Origin of the sequence: Rhodohalobacter sp. SW132 (assembly GCF_003390325.1) — a bacterium.
Classification (GTDB): Bacteria; Bacteroidota; Rhodothermia; order Balneolales; family Balneolaceae; genus SW132.
In genome coordinates this window covers 115,047-131,745 of sequence record NZ_QUOK01000006.1, presented here as the reverse complement: position 1 = coordinate 131,745, position 16,699 = coordinate 115,047, and the positions used below count along the sequence as shown (strand labels likewise).

General features: G+C 45.8%; 15 protein-coding genes. 1 reads left to right on the top strand and 14 read right to left on the bottom strand.

Annotated features, from left to right (window positions below; genetic code table 11):
* Positions 1 to 2 precede the first annotated feature (2 nt).
* Positions 3 to 731: a DUF1499 domain-containing protein gene (locus DYD21_RS12740; RefSeq protein WP_116037376.1), complete on the top strand. Its 729-nt coding sequence runs from the start codon at positions 3 to 5 to the stop codon at positions 729 to 731.
* Between the two features lie 37 nt (positions 732 to 768).
* On the opposite strand, the gene DYD21_RS12735 is transcribed toward DYD21_RS12740, so the two are convergent.
* From DYD21_RS12735 to DYD21_RS12670, 14 genes are all read right to left on the bottom strand, one after another.
* Positions 769 to 2,019 carry an FtsW/RodA/SpoVE family cell cycle protein gene (locus DYD21_RS12735; RefSeq protein WP_116037375.1) on the bottom strand — a complete coding sequence of 417 codons (1,251 nt, stop codon included), beginning with the start codon at positions 2,017 to 2,019 and terminating at the stop codon, positions 769 to 771.
* Positions 2,012 to 3,934 (bottom strand): penicillin-binding protein 2, encoded by a 1,923-nt coding sequence (mrdA, locus tag DYD21_RS12730; protein ID WP_116037374.1) that lies wholly within the window; start codon positions 3,932 to 3,934, stop codon positions 2,012 to 2,014. Before mrdA ends, DYD21_RS12735 begins: the two co-directional genes overlap by 8 nt.
* Positions 3,935 to 3,936: 2 nt before the next feature.
* The gene (gene mreD, locus DYD21_RS12725) at positions 3,937 to 4,410 is read right to left on the bottom strand and encodes a rod shape-determining protein MreD (RefSeq protein WP_116037373.1); all 474 of its coding nucleotides are present in this window, start codon (positions 4,408 to 4,410) and stop codon (positions 3,937 to 3,939) included.
* On the bottom strand, positions 4,407 to 5,234 hold the full coding sequence (mreC, locus tag DYD21_RS12720; protein ID WP_116037372.1) for a rod shape-determining protein MreC: 828 nt from the start codon (positions 5,232 to 5,234) through the stop codon (positions 4,407 to 4,409). The genes mreD and mreC overlap by 4 nt, the downstream gene beginning before the upstream one ends.
* Positions 5,235 to 5,251: 17 nt before the next feature.
* On the bottom strand, positions 5,252 to 6,316 hold the full coding sequence (locus DYD21_RS12715) for a rod shape-determining protein (protein ID WP_116037371.1): 1,065 nt from the start codon (positions 6,314 to 6,316) through the stop codon (positions 5,252 to 5,254).
* 100 nt (positions 6,317 to 6,416) lie between these two features.
* Positions 6,417 to 7,991: a bifunctional phosphoribosylaminoimidazolecarboxamide formyltransferase/IMP cyclohydrolase gene (purH, locus tag DYD21_RS12710; RefSeq protein ID WP_116037370.1), complete on the bottom strand. Its 1,575-nt coding sequence runs from the start codon at positions 7,989 to 7,991 to the stop codon at positions 6,417 to 6,419.
* 1 nt (position 7,992) lies between these two features.
* Entirely contained in the window at positions 7,993 to 8,577 is a 585-nt protein-coding gene (gene purN / locus DYD21_RS12705; protein ID WP_116037369.1) for a phosphoribosylglycinamide formyltransferase, read from the bottom strand.
* Positions 8,578 to 8,638: 61 nt separating this feature from the next.
* Positions 8,639 to 9,745, bottom strand: a complete 1,107-nt coding sequence (locus tag DYD21_RS12700; RefSeq protein ID WP_116037368.1) for an AI-2E family transporter — start codon at positions 9,743 to 9,745, stop codon at positions 8,639 to 8,641.
* On the bottom strand, positions 9,738 to 10,442 hold the full coding sequence (locus DYD21_RS12695; protein WP_116037367.1) for a regulatory protein RecX: 705 nt from the start codon (positions 10,440 to 10,442) through the stop codon (positions 9,738 to 9,740). Before DYD21_RS12695 ends, DYD21_RS12700 begins: the two co-directional genes overlap by 8 nt.
* Position 10,443: 1 nt before the next feature.
* Positions 10,444 to 11,502: a recombinase RecA gene (gene recA / locus DYD21_RS12690; RefSeq protein WP_116037366.1), complete on the bottom strand. Its 1,059-nt coding sequence runs from the start codon at positions 11,500 to 11,502 to the stop codon at positions 10,444 to 10,446.
* Positions 11,503 to 11,687: 185 nt separating this feature from the next.
* Positions 11,688 to 12,872: a hypothetical protein gene (locus DYD21_RS12685; protein WP_116037365.1), complete on the bottom strand. Its 1,185-nt coding sequence runs from the start codon at positions 12,870 to 12,872 to the stop codon at positions 11,688 to 11,690.
* 211 nt (positions 12,873 to 13,083) lie between these two features.
* Positions 13,084 to 13,854 carry a tRNA (5-methylaminomethyl-2-thiouridine)(34)-methyltransferase MnmD gene (gene mnmD / locus DYD21_RS12680; protein WP_158551647.1) on the bottom strand — a complete coding sequence of 257 codons (771 nt, stop codon included), beginning with the start codon at positions 13,852 to 13,854 and terminating at the stop codon, positions 13,084 to 13,086.
* Positions 13,855 to 14,037: 183 nt separating this feature from the next.
* The gene (locus tag DYD21_RS12675) at positions 14,038 to 14,658 is read right to left on the bottom strand and encodes a hypothetical protein (RefSeq protein ID WP_147303580.1); all 621 of its coding nucleotides are present in this window, start codon (positions 14,656 to 14,658) and stop codon (positions 14,038 to 14,040) included.
* 720 nt (positions 14,659 to 15,378) lie between these two features.
* Positions 15,379 to 16,602, bottom strand: a complete 1,224-nt coding sequence (locus tag DYD21_RS12670) for an iron-containing alcohol dehydrogenase (RefSeq protein WP_116037362.1) — start codon at positions 16,600 to 16,602, stop codon at positions 15,379 to 15,381.
* Between the last annotated feature and the right edge of the window lie 97 nt (positions 16,603 to 16,699).

Sequence of the window (16,699 nt, the reverse complement as noted above, 5' to 3'; positions counted from 1 at the left end):
CTATGAAAAGGGGACTTGCTAAAATATTATTCTATCTCTCGCTGCTAACTACAGCTGTTTTTATCCTATCCGGATACGGGTATCAATGGGGTATTTGGGGGTTGGGCACAGGTTTTACGCTGCTTCGATACAGTGCGTATGTGGCGATTGGCCTGCTTGCCATACAAACGATTCTGTTTTTTTTCATGAAAGAGATCCGGATAAAAACGAAAGCGATGGTGCTAACCGGTTTTCTGCTGACGCTTGGCGTGACTGCAGTTGGTGTCTACTGGCAGTATAAAGCTCAGAGCGTGCCGCCGATTCACGATATTACTACAGATATCGATTCTCCGCCTGAATTTGTGGCTCTGATCAGGCTGCGGGCTGATGCTCCGAATCCACCGGAATACAACAGGGAAGAGTCGGCCGATGCCCAGCGTGAGGCGTATCCCAATGTACAACCGCTGACGCTGAACACTCCGAAGCAGGAAGTGATTGACGAGATCGTGAGCCTGATCGGTTCTCGCGGGTGGGATATGGTTAGTATCAACCGGCAGGATGGGCGTGTGGAAGCCACAGAAAAACTCGCCTGGTTTGGATTTAAAGATGATGTGGTATTTCGAATTACTGAAACCGACAGCGGTACACGCGTGGATATGCGTTCAAAATCGAGAATCGGGCGGAGTGACATCGGTGTAAATGCAGACCGTATCGATCGGTTTATGAGAGATCTGGATAACCGGATTGATTGAAATTGGCTATAACGCTAAACTGGAAAATTCGATTTCACTACCGGTATATACTGAAAGAGCGTTTATAAAGATCAAGATTCAGACAGACGGCAAGCATCAGCGTATTGGCTAAAAATGCAGATCCTCCGTAACTCACGAACGGCAGCGGAACTCCCATAATCGGCAGCATAGCCGTGGCGCTGCCTACATTTACAATAAAGTGGGCAAAATAGATAAAGGTCACGCATACCAAAACAAGTTGGGCAAAAGGATGCTTGTGAGCTCCGGCCATTGAAAGCAGCTTTAGGAATAGAAATCCGTAGAGGATAATGAGCAGTGATGAACCGAGAAATCCAAATTCTTCGCCAACTACACAGTATACAAAGTCCGTCCATTGTTCCGGAAGAAACCGGAGCTGTGTTTGCGTTCCCTCCATAAATCCTTTCCCGCTTAAACCGCCTGATCCGATCGCCGTTTTTGCCTGAAGAACATTCCATCCGGCGCCATGGGGATCAAGCGACGGATTCACAAAGGCTTCGACTCTTGCGCGCTGGTGAGGCTGTAAAATTTGCTGAAGGGCTACTTCGGTACCCACAACCACAAGAAGTCCAAGTATTGCTGCTGATACGGTGAGCCATTTTTGGCGCTGAAGAAAAAAGATAAAAATGGTGATAATAAGGGCAGCGATAGCACCAAACGTTAATCCAATGACAGAAAAATAGCCGATAATTGCTGGTGAGATCATCAGCAGTGAGAGACCGTATGGCAAGCCCGACCAAAACAGTACAACTGGAATCAGCGTGAGTAAAATGAGTGCGGTTCCGGTATCATTCTGCAAAATAATGATGGCTACCGGCAGCAAGATTAATCCAACGGTTGTGATTGCGGTCTTCACGTTGCCAACGGACATATTTCGTTTATGGGTGAGGTAATTAGCAACGGCAAGGATAGTCGCAAGTTTCAGGAATTCACTAACCTGTAGCCGGAAACCGAATATGGAAAGCCAGCGACGGCCGCCCCCAACTTCAATCCCAACAAAAATTGTAACGATTGCTAAAACAAGGCAAATCGCATATATCACGTAGGATAAACTTTGAAAAGCCCTGGGTGAGATGAACTGGGTGGTGATGAGGGCTACAATAGAAATTCCAATCCAGGTACTCTGCCGGAAAAAATTATTCTGAATGGCAGCGGGTAAAAATTGAGAAACTTCGCCAAGGGTGGCGCTGTAGATTGCCACAAGACCAATAGCTGCTATTGCAAGCCAGATGAATATAACAGACCAGCTGAAATCCTTAATATTAATCATCTGTACCGTCCTCCGGTAGGTTTACATCCCCGGTACTTTCTTCAATCTGCTCTTCAGCCTGTTGCTGTGTCTGATTTTGAACCTGGGTCTGAGTTCGTGACGGGCGAGGGGTGAAATTTAAGACTACATCGAGTATGTGATTTCTGTTGATTTCACCCGTCAGGTACTTTTCAATGAGGAGAGAGGCTACAGGGGTTGCAGATATTGAGCCAAATCCTGAATTTTCGGTCAACACAGCAACGGCAATTTGTGGATTTTCAGCAGGAGCGTATGCGATAAACCAACCGTGATTATTTCCGTGCGGATTTTGTGATGTACCGGTTTTTCCTGCAGTGGTAATGCCGGGTATTTGCGCATAAAATCGGCCGCTGCCTTCTGTTACTACATCAAGCATTCCCTCGTGAACAGCGGAAAGATACGACGGTTCAATCCATTCAATTTTATCTTTATAGGGTTGTGTGTAGTTCACCGTATTATCGTTATGATGAACCTCTTTTACGATATGGGGCTGAACTCTGTAGCCGCCATTGGCAAGAACAGATGTAGCTACTGCCATCTGCAAGGGAGAGACTGAAATCATTCCCTGGCCAATACCAAGACTCATCAGGTCACCCACGCCCCAATAACGATCACCGAAAGTACGTTCCATGTAGTCCGTATCCGGCATAATGCCCCGGGTTTCAAAGGGGAGGTCAATATTATTATTTGGGCCCATTCCAAAATCTCTCATTTTTTCTGCCCAATCATCAAGCCCGCCGTTTGTTGCAATCTCATCCATCATCCAGAAAAAGTAGTAGTTACTGGATAAAGCCAGAGCTTTTCTCAGATCGTAAACGCCCGGATCGGCAGTATCCCCGTAAAGTCGTCCCCGACGATATGCCCCGGTGCTTACAATCTCGGTTCTTGGTGTGATGAGACCGGTGTGCAGGCCGTAAAGTCCCATAAACGGCTTAAAAGTAGAACCCGGAGGTTGCCGTGATGAAATGGCCCGGTTAAAAAGCGGGCGGAGTGAGTCGCTGTTTACAGATGCCCAGTATTCACGATCCATTTTGCCCGCAAGGCGGTCAAGGTCATAGTTTGGAGAACTTACAATCGACAGAATTTCACCCGTATTCGGATCCATCGCAACCAGGCCGCCGGTCATTCGGGTCATGAGTGTTTCGGCCAGCTCCTGAAGGTCAGCATCGATGGTTGTAATCAGATCGGCACCTTTTTTTGGAGAGTTGTTCAGGTTGCCATTATCGTAACTGCGCAATGCCTGGCCGTATGCATTTACCGTGAGATAATGGGTTCCTTTTTCTCCGCGCAAATGCTGATCGTAAACCATCTCTATACCACTTTTACCCACTCGATCACCGAGCCGGAGTGTTTCATCCCGAACAAAATCCTCGGGTGAAGCTTCTCGCAGATAGCCGAGTATATGCGATGCTGAAAAATTCAGGGGATAATGTCTTTTACTTTCAATTTGATGACCTATCCCGGGCAATCTCCACAAATTTTCCTCAATGACAGAAAACGTTTCAAAAGGAACCTCGGTAAAGAGCCGTGATGTTCGGTGCCATGAAAAGCGCTGCGCTTCCGTAATTCTTTCGAGAACCAGTTCCTGTTCCATATCGAGCAGTTCAGCCAGCACATCCAGGTTTTCCATCTTGAACTTTGCCGGAGTGATGGTGACAGAGTAAATTGGCTGGTTTTCTACAATGATTTTGCCGTTTCTGTCGAGAATAAGTCCTCTGGCGGGATTTACAACATTCATTCGGATGCTGTTCTGACGGCTTAACGGAGCATACTCTTCGTAATCCAGAATCTGCAGCTGGAATACCCGCCCGAGAGTAATCAGCAGTCCGATTACAATAATACCCTGCAATATTCGGACAGCTGCCTGCACATTTTGAATTTGTAGTCTGTTTGCCATAGTTATCTTGAACGTACGAGGTGTAGAAACCCGCCGAGAAGTGCGGTGAACAGAGTGCTAACGATCAGCAGGCTGACCACAACATATTCACTGGCGTATAATCCCGACAGAGAACTAACGATGTAAAAGAAAAGATTATGCAATAATGATGCCCCGGCTATGATTAAAAAAATCTGCCAGACCAGAAAACTGTTTTCTGATGTACGATTTAAAAAGTTGTGTAGTATAAAAACAGTAAGAACTTTTGAAAAAAGATTTACTCCCCACAAATCAGTGAGTGCGTCCTGGAAAAAAGCAACAAAACCGGTAATTAAAATTGCCTCCGTTTTTGAGCGCTTTGTGCACAGCCACAAAACAAAAATCAGCACGAGGTCGGATTGCGCATTAAAAATAGTAAGATGCCGCAACAGCACCACCTGAATGAAAACAGCCCCCAGTCCAAACAGAAGGAAACGCACTACATCTGATCGGATCAAAACAACTCCTGCTGCTCAATTTCGAGTTCCTGGATGAGACTGTCGGGCTCAAAAGCAACTATGAAGGCTTCTGCAGCGGTATAAAGATCTGCAAAGGCACGCAGGCGAATTGTTTGGGTCTCAATACCGTCTCCCGGTTCAATTGCAGTCACTTCACCAATGGGTATGCCACCGGGAAATTGATTGCTAAATCCAGAGGTTTCGACCACATCACCCTCGGATACCGGAATTGTTTGTGGAATATGGTTCAATACAAGTTCATTATGCATTGTGGCAGGCCATGATACAATCCCATAGGCCCTTGACTCTGCAACATTGGCACTTACTCTGAAAAGTGAATTTGAATAAGGTAATACCTGAGAAAAGTTTCGATTTGCCAAAATAATCTGTCCGATCAGGCCATCGGAATTTATTACCGGCATTCCCACTTTGGCGCCGTCATCTGTACCGGCATCTATCGTTAGAGTATTATTCAGGCCGGTGAGGTCTTTTGCGACGATTCGTACCGGAATTACCGGGTTTGATTCATTCTGACGTAATTCCAGCAGATCTCTTAGAATACGATTTTGCTCTTCAACTGATCGAAGTCTGCTTAGCTCATCCTGAAGCTGAATATTTTGCCGGTGCAGATAGGTATTGGTTGTAAGTGCCTGGCGATAGACACGGATAACAGACAGAGGCTGCTCGAGATAACTGAGAACGGTAATAGATGCGATGCGTGCATTTTGCAGACCTCCATCATGCCTGTTAATCATCATGGCGATGGCTAACAGAAGCAAAATGGCTGTCAGAATATAATCTTTCGCGTCTGATAAGCGTCGCATCTATGTACTAAAGCTATTTAGGAGACCACAGTTTTGTAATACTCAAGATCTTCAAGAATTGAACCGGTTCCGCGTACCACTGCTGTGAGCGGATCTTCAGCGATATGAACGGGAAGGTCGGTTGTTTCCATGATCAGTTTATCGAGATTTTTGAGGAGAGCACCGCCACCGGTCAGCATAATTCCACGATCGAGAATGTCTGCGGAGAGTTCGGGAGGTGTCTGCTCGAGCGATTTTGTAATCGACTCCACAATAGTGTTAACGGATTCGGAGATCGCTTCGCGTACATCTTTTGAAGTTACCTGGCGGGTGCGCGGTACGCCGTTTACGAGGTCGCGACCTTTGGTGATCATTTCAAGCTCTTCGTCGAGGGGCGCTGCACTTCCGATTTCGCACTTAATTTTTTCAGCGGTACGCTCTCCAATCAACAGGTTGTGATTGCGTCTGAAATAATTGATGATATCGTCATTAAGCTCATCACCACCAAGCCGGACGGACTGCGCATATACAATTCCTGAGAGGGCTATAACCGCAATTTCTGTTGTTCCGCCCCCGATATCAACAATCATATTACCTACCGGTTCATGAACATCAAGTCCAATACCAATTGCTGCAGCCATCGGTTCGTCGACAAGATACACTTCTTTTGCACCTGCGTGTTCAGCACTGTCGCGCACGGCACGTCGTTCCACCTCGGTAATTCCGCTGGGAACACAAACCACCATCTGGCGAGTAGAGGAGTACCATTTAACTTTCACTTTATTAATCATACCGCGAATCATCTGCTCGGCAACCTCAAAGTCAGCTATGACTCCATCACGCAGCGGCCGCACGGTGCGGATGTTACGGTGGGTTTTTTCGTGCATCAGCCGGGCTTCATGGCCGGTTGCAACCGGGGTATTCTGGTTGTTGAGGGCAACGATTGAAGGCTCATTTAAAACGATGCCCTGGTCTTTTGCGTAGATAAGCGTATTGGCAGTTCCAAGATCTATGGCGATATCTGTATATAGAAAATCAAAAAGCCCCTTTTTTCGTTGGTCTTTTGATGTCTTGGTTTTTGTCTGGGTATAAATGTCGGACATCTAATTGAGATAGATTTTTTGTTATGAGGATCAACTCTCGAAAATACGAGTTTGAGCTTCTATTTGCGAACGATAGTTTGCCTAAATCCGCACTGTTTTTTTAATGACGAAAATGGCGTGTTCCTGTAAAGATCATCGCCAGGTTATGTTTATCGGCAGCTTTGATAACTTCTTCATCGCGAATGCTGCCGCCGGGCTGAATAATTGCTGTTGCTCCGGCCTCAGCTGCTGCTTCAACGCCATCTGCAAAAGGGAAAAAAGCATCGGATGCAACTACAGATCCCTGAACCGAAAGACCTTCTTTCTGAGCTTTTAGTATCGCAATTTCGGAACTGTCCACCCGGCTCGTTTGACCTGTTCCAATACCGATCGTCTTTAAATCGTTAGCAAATACAATGCCATTTGATTTAATATGTTTCACAACTTTCCAGGCAAAGTGAAGATTTTTCAGTTCACTGTCTGTAGGTTTCCGCTTGGTTGGTATCGTGAGTTTTTGATCCGGGATTAACAAATGGTTCTCCTGTTGCAGCAGCGCGCCGCCAAAAATGGATCGAAATGCAAATTCTGTAGTGCTATCCGGCCACTTTTTGATTTGAATCAGACGCCGGTTTTTTTTCTGTTGGAGTAGCTCTCTCGCCTCCTCTGTGAAATCCGGAGCCATGATGATTTCCGTGAAAATCGTATCAATTTCCCTGGCTGTGTTGATATCCAGTGTTTTGTTGCTGCACACAATTCCGCCAAAAGGGGACACTGTATCCGTACTGAACGCTTTTTTGTACGCGTCGGCAAGCGTATCGGATATTCCAACTCCGCAAGGAACCGTATGCTTGAATATAGCGATGGTTGTGTCAGTTTCAGGGAAATCGGCCATCAGTTTCAGAGCTGCATCCACATCCAAATAATTGTTGTAGCTGAGCTGCTTCCCGTGAAAACAGTCTATGAATTGATCCTGGTTTCCGTATACGCCTGCTTTTTGATGCGGATTTTCTCCATAACGCAAATCTCCCGACTTTTGATGGGCTATGGATAGCTGACCCGGCACTTCCAAATCTTCAATCCTACTAAAAAAATTGCTGATGGCTGTATCGTAAGCGGCGGTATGTTCAAATGCTTCGCGGCCAAATTTGCGCCGTGAAGGGAAAGAAATTCCTTCACTACCCTCAAGCTCTTCCGAAAACTCTTTATACTGATTCGGAGATGTAAGCACCGTAACGTGGGCAAAGTTTTTTGCTGCAGCACGGATCATGGTCGGCCCGCCAATGTCAATATTTTCTGTGGCTTCGGCAGGAGTGACCCCTTCTTTCTTTACCGTTTCTGCAAATGGATAGAGATTGACAACCACCAATTCAATCGGTTTGATATTCAGCCGTTCCAGTTCTTCACGGTCGGGAGCGTGACTGGTTCTGGCCAAAATTCCGCCGTGAATCACCGGGTGCAGCGTTTTTACCCGGCCATCAAGACACTCCTCAAAGCCGGTTATCTTGCTAACGTCAGTGACGGGAATTCCGGCATCACGAATCGCTTTTGCAGTTCCCCCGGTGCTGATCAGCTGAACGTTTTGCTCATGAAGGCTTTTGGCAAGAGCGGTAATTCCGGTTTTATCGGAAACAGAAAGGAGTGCACGCTTAATTTTGAGCGGAGTTTCGGGAAGAGATTCGAGAGGTTTTAAGGCCACGTTACTGGGTATGTTTTTGTGTTAGTATTTTTTTGATGCTTTCCGGCAGAAGCTTGTGTTCTTCACGGAGAATTTTTTTGGCAAGTGTTTCCGGATTATCTTCACCGGAAACTTTAACACTTGCCTGATCAATGATGGCACCGTCATCATAGGTTTCGTTAACGAAATGGACGGTGCAACCGCTTACTGGATCACGATTTTCAATAACAGCGCGATGAACATTCAGTCCGTAAAATCCTTTTCCGCCATATTTGGGTAGCAGTGACGGATGGATATTGATGATTCTGTTCCGATACGTTTCTATCAGAGGATCAGGAATTTTTTTGAGATACCCGGCGAGTACAATCAGATCGGGGGAATAGGTTTCTACTGTTTTTAGCAGATTCGGTATGTAGTGATCTTCATTAGAAAAAGGAATCACCTCAACCGGAATATTGTGATCTTTTGCACGATGAATTGCCCCGGCATCTTCACGGTTTGTAATTAAACCCACAATTTTGGTATTCAGTGATCCGGATTCTACAGCATCAATTACAGCCTGAAAATTGGTACCTGAGCCGGAAGCGAAAAAGAGTAATTTGTGCACAGAAAAATTCTGATCAATGCGGTTTCAGCGACAGGGCAAAAGATAGAAAAAATAAGGGCGATTATTCAGACTGATTTGCAGAAGTTTGCTGATCCGGTGAAGTTTGATCCAACCTGAATATTCTGTAGTTATTAAAACTCCAGGAGATCTGATTGATAGAAATTTTGATGATTGTAGCGATTGGAATCGCAATCAGCATGCCTAAGACGCCGGCAGTCTGAGCTCCTATGAGTATGATAAACAGAATCGCAACCGGGTGCATGTCTGCTGATTTGGAGAAGATGAGCGGCTGCAAAACCACATTATCCAGTATCTGTGCAATAAGTACGGCTATGATACACGGAATGACCAGTGAAAAATCACCCGTTTCAATGATGGAAATAACAATAGATAGAATATAACCGATGAGCGGACCGAAATAGGGTATAGAGTTGGCTACGCCAATAGCAATACCCACAGAAGCCGCATTATTCAGGCCGGCTACTGAGAGCGCAAGCCAGCTTACAATCCCTACAAGCGTGCACTGAACAAATACGCTCCTGAAATATTTTCCCAGGCGTGTTTCAATTTTGTCGACCAGGCTGAGGATAGTCTCAAAATATTTGTTGGGCACGAGCTTCAGCAGATCCCGGCGGATTTTATGCCCGTCTTTGAGAAAGAAAAAAGTGGCAAAAGGAATAACCAAGAAAGCGGCAAACAGGTTGGTGAAAATCCCGATCACATCACCTACAATGTTCGAAAACTGGTCCATATTAAAAAAGTTATCAGAAAAGACCGCGATGTTATCCCGCAAAAAACCTTGTGGCAGAAAATCGAAATTACCGATGATGCTCATTTCAATCTGTTCGGCGATAAAGCGAAGATTCTCTATATCGAGCTGACGTGCGAGACTGGCCATCTGGTTGGCAACGATCGGAATCACTGAAGTTGAACCCCATACGATCACAAGAATAACAGTTGCCAGCGTAAGGGTTGTGCCAACAGTGCGGTTCATCCCAGCCGCCTGAAGCCGGTTTACGATCGGGTCGAGCATATAACTCACGAGCATGGCAATAACCGCATATGCGATAAGATTGCTGTAATTATATACAATCAAACCGAGCAAAAGCAGTCCGGTGAGACCGATAATCGACTTTAATACTTTATCAAGCGTAAGATTTTTAAGCATTTAGCTGCTCTATTATTTTTGGTAGCGACCGCTGGATGGAATCCGGTGAATACCCTTTTCCGGCAAGGTACCGAAAAATTTTCTGTTTACGTTTGTAGATGTCAGGTTCTCTCAGAAAATGTTTTCGGCGTTTCAGGGCGAGTTCTAAACAGGCATCTTTTTGATCGATATCCGCTTTCAAATTTTGTATCACATCCTGAATCACGTTTTTCGGGACACCTTTATTGTAGAGCGCAGCTTCAATTTTTTTGGGGCCCCACTGGCGAAGCTGAAATTTATCGGCGGCAAACTTCTTTGCATACGTCTGTTCATTCAGAAGATTTTTATCAGAAAACTCATCGATTACCCGGCGGGTACTTTCGGGTGAAAATCCTTTCTTGATTAATTTTCGCCGTAACTCTTCTGCCCCGTGATCCCTGCCGGACAGCAGACGATACGCCCGGTCTTTCGCACTTTGATACTCCTCCGAATCGATAATTTGCATGAAAAGCGTTCTCGTCAGCTTTATGCCTTTATTTATTTGAAAATCGAGCATTGACTGAGAAGATACACCGATCAAAAATGTTTTTTCGTGGTAGAGAGAGAAGCGGTCGGGGTTCTTTTTTTGAGGAGAGACAGAGGAAATAACAAGAGGGAGCTTCGATAAAATCTGCTCCCTCTTTTGCTGTTCAGATGGGTTGTCCGGATCAGGACTCATCTCAGGCGGTTTCTTTTTCTTTGCTTTTTTCTTCCTTTTCAGCCTTTTCGGGCATGTCGAACTCTTCCGGCATGAGTTTGGCACGGACAATCTGTTCGATTTTGTCGGCAAGTTCAGGATCTTCCTCCAGGAACTGCATCGCAGCATCGGTACCCTGGCCGATCGGATCGCCATCATATCGATACCAGCTTCCGCGTTTTTCAATGATGTCGTACTCAACGGCAAGATCCAGAATCTCAGAGAGTTTGGAGATACCTTTACCGTAGAGAATGTTAAACTCAACAACTTTGAAAGGAGGAGCCACTTTATTTTTCACAATCTTCACTTTGGTGCGGTTTCCAAGTACTTCGTCGCCTTTTTTCAGTGAACCGATCCGCCGGATATCAATACGGACAGAGCTGTAGAATTTCAGGGCGCGGCCGCCTGTGGTTGTTTCGGGGTTTCCGAACATCACGCCAATTTTTTCACGCACCTGGTTAATAAAGATGCAGGATGTGCGTGATTTACTCACAATCCCGGTGATTTTCCGTAACGCCTGCGACATCAGCCGTGCCTGGAGACCCATGTGGGAATCTCCCATTTCGCCTTCCAGCTCAGCGCGTGGGACAAGTGCTGCCACGGAATCTACAACGATCACATCAAGGGCTCCGGAACGGATCAGCGTTTCGGTAATTTCAAGTGCCTGCTCACCGCTGTCGGGCTGCGAAATGAGCAGTTCATCGGTATTGATCCCCAGGTTTTTTGCATACTTGGGATCAAAAGCGTGTTCCGCATCAATAAACGCGCAGTAGCCTCCTTTTTTTTGTGCCTGTGCGATTACCTGAAGTGCAAGGGTGGTTTTACCACTCGCTTCCGGACCGTAAATTTCCGTTACTCGTCCGCGCGGTATTCCGTTTACGCCAAGTGCATAATCCACCATAATAGAGCCGGTGGAGATGGCGTCAACTTCATTATAGGGATTGCCGCCAAGTTTCATGATAGTTCCTTTGCCATGTTGTTTCTCGATCTGACCCATGGCCGTGTCGAGTGCTTTTAATCGGTCTTCTTTTTTGGTGGACATAATGCTAAATCGGTTTAGGTTTAATTTTCTCCAGATAGTATACAACCGGGAAGTGACAACAGTGTGTCATCCCGCTTCAATAAAATATATATCCGCCATTTTGAACATCATTTTGAAGGATATATAAGTATATGTTAGATCTATGTGTATGATACAGAATGAGCGAAATACTTACAGAAATAATTTCAAAGATTTCGGATTTCATCAAACAGGGCTTTAATGACACTCTCGCACTGATTTGAGGTGGTATATGGGGCCGGCCCAATGCGTAAAATCTGATCCCGGGCATCGGTAAAGATCCCTTTTGCAAGCAGATTTGAGCGCAGAACGCGGGCGTGAGGTGATGTCAGCGATAAAAAACCGGCGGTCTCTTCGGGCGGCCGGCTGTGTGATCGTTTTATTCCGGAGCCATCAAAATTCTCCTCATCAAACAGGGCGGTCAGATATTCTACCTGTGATTGATATTGTTGTCGCAAGCGATCGGGTGTTAATCCCTGGGTTTTGAAAAAGTTGACGACTTCAGCGGCACGGAACTGGGAAATGGGATCGTATGTAGCGGTGGCAAATCGTTGATCGCCATCATCAAACTCCACGGGCCCGCCGGACTGAGGTTTATCCAGGGTTTCAAACGCGGCAAACCATCCGGTAACGGCCGGGCGAAATTCACAATCTTTGGGAAAACGCAGGAAACAGTTTGCTTCGCCCCACTGCAGATATTTGTATCCGCCGATCAGTACAAAACAATCCTCCATCTTCTCATCGCGAATGGAGAGTGGAACAACGTTGGTGCCGTGGTAGTCGTCGATCATCAGCGGCACACCCGACTGCCTGCAAACCTGTGCAATCTCCGATAGTTTGGTGTTGATTTCAGCGGTTTCAAAATAGACCCGCGAAATCATAACCGCGCTGGTTGAATTGTCGATCTCATTTTTTATTCCATCCAGAAATTGCTGATCATCATTGTGAGAAACGTTTACGACATTTAACCCTTCTTCACTCAGCCGGTTGAGCTGCCTTTTCATGGAGTGAAATTCACCGGAAGAGGTGATGATTTTAGGCTTGTTTTTCAGATCGAGCGAAGAGAGCCAGGAGACCAGGAGTACGTGCGTATTTTGCTCGCGACAGTAGAGGCCGTTGGGATCATCATAATAATCTCGCAGGTAATTTCGGAGGATTTCTGTTTTCTCGAACCCGATATCCCACTTGGTATCCACACGATCGGTCACCACGCGCATATATTCCTGGATTCCGGCAAATGCCACATCAGGCCACGCCTGGTGAGAGTGACCGGTAAAAAGCAGGCGGTTGGTTACATTAAAATGTGAGTAATGTGGCTGAAGCGCCTGGGCCAGAGCGTCAAATTCCTGCATGCAGAATATGTTTATAGGTGATCAAGAGTGTGGTTGAGTATACAAATTTCCTCGCCAAATGGTGCCGTGAAGCTTGGGTTAATTTATGAGAGGATATTGTGTGTTTATCAGTCAGTTAGCGATAAAGAAGATGATTTTGATGGGAGAAAATGTATGCAGTTTACTTTAAACCGGATTTTTTAGCTAAAAGATTGAAGGTGTAAATAGTACATCACCCAAACTCACCATCCTTAAACCTCTCAATCAGCCTTTTTTCATTGACTCGTTTCAGGTGCGACAGTTTTTCCGGGTTGATGGAGGCTACCGTCATCTCCCGTTTGCCAAGAGCTCCTGGTGCACGGGCAATTTTCCATCCGGCGGCTGCCATTGCTGCCCGGGCCGATGTTGCGGCAGAATAGGTGGATAACATCGCATCATCCGAGCTCCAGGATGAGAGTTTTGCAAATAGATCGGCTGTCCATCCGGCGGGATTGGAATCGGGGGAGAAGGGATCGTGCATGATGTAATCGAATACAGAATCATCCGGATTAGAAAGTTCTGTAAATGTACCGTGGAATAAATTGAGGGAGATATTTGAATGAACGTCAAAGGTATTCCATCCCGGCTTCAGGTTTGAAAAAATATTTTTCAGGATCTCGCGGTAATTCAGATGACTGAGTGATTTGCCAAAATCGATTTCCAAAACCAGTTCAGGTCCGACCGGGTACGCCTCAACGGAACAGAATGTGATATTTTTTTGAGATTGTGTTTTCCCGAGATAATCGAGCAGCAGGACCAGGTTCATACCGGTTCCAAACCCGATCTCCATGAGGTTTATGTCAACCTGCTTCGATGATAGTAAAAGCTCATCTAACCCGGTGGATTCGAAATAAACGATCCGGCTTTCAGAAACTGCGCCGCTTAAGCTGTGGTAGGGTTGATTGAAGGTATCTGAAACGAGGGTATCGGAGCCGTCGCCGGTTTTTTTGATTTGATTACCCAAAACCTGAAATTTTATTTGTCGTTGAAGAAACATCCAAGATAAAACATTCTACAGGAATTTTTGTGGATTGAGTCCTTTAGAATATTAAGTCGGGAGCTCAGGAACAACGTTTAAGCCTGAAAAAATATCTGCTTTGCAGCCACGAGGGCACGAAAACACGAGGAATTCACGAAGGGTTATTAATCAACCTTCCGTTTTACATGAGTATGATGTGTCTTGCTCCAGAGGTATGAAATACCAGAAACTTATACGTTCTGCAACACCGTTTAATCCCCCTATAGCAAAACGCCTTGAGTTTATACAATAGTAATAACTGCTTTGTATACTGTTATTTAGATGATGTTCGGATACATAGTCGGGTTCTCCATAGGCCTTTCTTACTTCTTTGAGGGTGGAACCTATGCCGATATTTTCTGGAGTCTTACCACCATCGTATGGTTCCTCAAGTTTTAACATATCAACAGGCCCCCAGGAACCATCTTCTTCAATAAAGAAACGTATCGTTAAACCACCCCCCTCGGATCCGGGAGGTTTATAACGATACGAGCGCCATCCACGATAGAGCCCATCTTCCCACCCAATTCCTTCTGGCTCACCTAACAATTTCTCCACTCTTTCCCGTGAATCACCGAGTTTTATCCCGTCAATACAAACACCGGGAACAATCACTCCCGGGCCGCACAAGGTTGCCTCTTCCATCGTGCTATCCACAGGATTGCTGCAGGCATAAAGGGTTAGGACGCAGGCTGAAATAGCACAAACTGCAAATGAAACTCGTCTGGAATATGTATCTCCTCTTTTCATTGTGAATGAATTTAGCAGGGTCCTTTACTTTTTATACACATGTGATTGCGTCAATACCTATGGTTTAATAAAACTTCGTTTCACTGCCAGTTATGAAGTGACTATACCATCCTCACCATGGGATTAACTATACATATCACCAATAGTTTTGTTCATCAATAAGTTAGGTGAAATATCCAGCGTCTCAATGCAGACTTGGCCGCTTTTTGCATTTTAAAGAATGGTTTAAGAGTTGCAGTAAATCCAGACTTTTATCACATTAACAGCCAGTCATCTTTAAGCCGGTTAAGCGCAGCACCGCTGCGGGATCCAAAACTAAACCTGAATTCGATCGATGGATTGCTAAGTAATGAGCGGTTCTATAAAGCGGTCAAGTTCATCAGAAAACTTGAACCGGGCGATACAATGCAGATGAGGGATTCCCGGAAAAAGCGGTATAGCTGATCGGCAGTTCTGTTGTTTTAATCATAAGTGGTTTAATTCGCTGATCCGTGGGTTGTATATTTGCAAAAAAAATCTCGAGGTGTCCAAAAAGGGCGGGAAAAAAGAACATTCATCCTCAATTTCGTCATGCCGGACTCCGATCCGGTATCTCCTGCCCATGTTAGGGATTGGAGATCCCGCATCAAGCGCGGGATGACGCCCTTATTGGACACGCCTTGGAACACTCCAAAATAAACTACATATCGATCAAAAAGTTATGAGATCCAAGTTGATGAATTAAGCCATTTCCGGTTCAGGTTTTTGCTGTTCGGTCATCTCGAAAATCTCGATGATGTTATCCCGGGTCAGTGGTCCGGCTGCGGAGAGCTGATCTTTTCCGCCCCCATAGATTTTGATGGCATAGTCTGCCACATCACCAAACTCCTCTGGGAATATATCCTGATCAGACAGCCGCTCGTACAGATGGTTTTGCTTCAGCCAACCTTCAAAATGTGTGATAAAGGAGAGTGCATTTTCCGTTTGATCTTCACCGGATATGCCGAAAAGCCGTTTTGAAAGAAGCGCCATTCGGTCAATTGCGCGGTCATTCTTGTGTAACCACCTGAAATAAGCCGGATACAGAATCGCAAGACCGCGTCCGTGTGCCAGGTCGGGATTTTGTCCGCTGAGTGCGTGCTCAAGATTGTGCAGCGTGAAGGGAGCTGCTTTTCGGCCCGCAATCTGCATTCCATTCAGCGCCATCGTTGAGGCCCAGAGCAACTGTCCCCTCAGATGTTCTTTTTCAGGATCGAGTTCCAGTTTGGGAAGCGTGTCGAGCACGGTCTCCATCACACCCTCGCTGTAGCGGTCGGCGAGATCGGATTCATTGCCGCCAAGGAGATAATTTTCAAACACGTGACTGAGGATGTCCGAAGCGCCATCCCGGGTTGTTGTTTTAGGCAGCGAGGTATGAAAGGCAGGGTTCAGCCAGGAAGCTGAGGGTTTCATAAACGGGTAACTGACCGGCGATTTTCCCTTTACTTCCGGGTTGGAAATGACCGCGTGGGCGGTTACCTCAGATGCGGTTGCCGCAGTCGTGGGAATACAAACCACCGGCAAGGCTCCCTTCATCTCGCGATATTTTGGTCCGCCAACCGTGTAGGGCCATATATCATCCAAATCATCATGAATCAATCCGGCGATCGCTTTTGATGCATCCATCACCGAACCACCGCCGAGAGCAAGTACAAAATCGACGCTCTCTTTTTTACCCATCTCCGCTGCTTTATTAATCGTTTTTGAATGCGGATTGGCTTCGATTCCTTCAAACAGAACCGGCTCGATCCCGTTTTTTTCAAGATGCTCTTCTACCTGGTTCAGATATCCCATTTTCTTTATACTGCCGCCCCCGATAACCACAAGGGCTTTACTGCCATAAGCGGGCAGGTGTTCAAAAAATGCGTCCGCTTTCTCTTTACCGAAAAATAACTGTGTTGGAATATGGAGTTCAAAGGGATTCATAAAGTCTTATATTTGGTTAAATAAATTATTGGATAGAACAGGTGTAGAATCATATCACACATCATCAACACCTCAAACCGTAAACCCGTTTCAACGA